Here is a 741-nt window from a genome sequence, read left to right as displayed (position 1 = left end):
GCGCATGATATTTTCTAAGCGGCCAAGGTTCAAGAATAAATGATATGCAATTTTACTCATTGAAAATACCACATGGATGCTTTTACTCCCTCTGATAGCAAAAAACCCGCACTCGGCGGGTTCATTAATCAGATATTGCCACCAAATACACTGATGGCACAATATCAAATTAGGCTTAAATATGGCGCATTTAATTGACTTTTGCAACAATCCGCTGCGAAAAAGTCAATTTATGTTGTGATCGTGTTCGCGATACTGACAAGAGTGAACTTCTATCAAGTTGCTTGAACGTGGCTTCCAAGGCATCCCAGTACTGCCTGTAATTCTTACTCCAGTTATCAGGAGCCACACCAATCAAATGAGCAAGGTCTCCATACTGATATGGGTCCTGCCCTTTAATCTGAAGGTTCACATCTTGCGCCGCCAGCCATACGAGAGCCTGCAATCGCTTCACTGTTTTGCCCGCTATCTTCTTGCTTCCTAACGCCGCTTTAAATTCAGCCCACGCCCATTCAGTTATCGCCACTTGATGAGCAAAAGACAAATCACCGGCATAGCACCATGAAAGCCAGGCGTGTTCGTGCTTATCAAGCGTAGCCAAAGCTCGGCGCCATGATGCGGTACGGAACTCAACTGGCTGAACCAGTGCGATGGATGAGCCTTTCGCTCTCGATTGTTGGCCCGGTACCGGGTCGCCGGGAAGCGTTATCATTTTGCCCGTTGCCTCATCGAGTATGCGGC

1 protein-coding gene is annotated in these 741 nt (G+C 47.2%); it reads right to left on the bottom strand.

Annotation, left to right across the window (positions count from 1 at the left end; all coding sequences use genetic code 11):
- Positions 1-190 precede the first annotated feature (190 nt).
- Positions 191-741, bottom strand: a 551-nt coding sequence (locus M977_RS23845) for a bacteriophage antitermination protein Q (RefSeq protein ID WP_064519663.1), incomplete at its 5' end; no start/stop codon positions are given.

It is taken from the genome of Buttiauxella gaviniae ATCC 51604, assembly GCF_001654835.1.
Taxonomy (GTDB): Bacteria; Pseudomonadota; Gammaproteobacteria; order Enterobacterales; family Enterobacteriaceae; genus Buttiauxella; species Buttiauxella gaviniae.
Note: the sequence above shows the minus strand (reverse complement) of the source record. Positions and strands in the feature narration are given on the sequence as shown.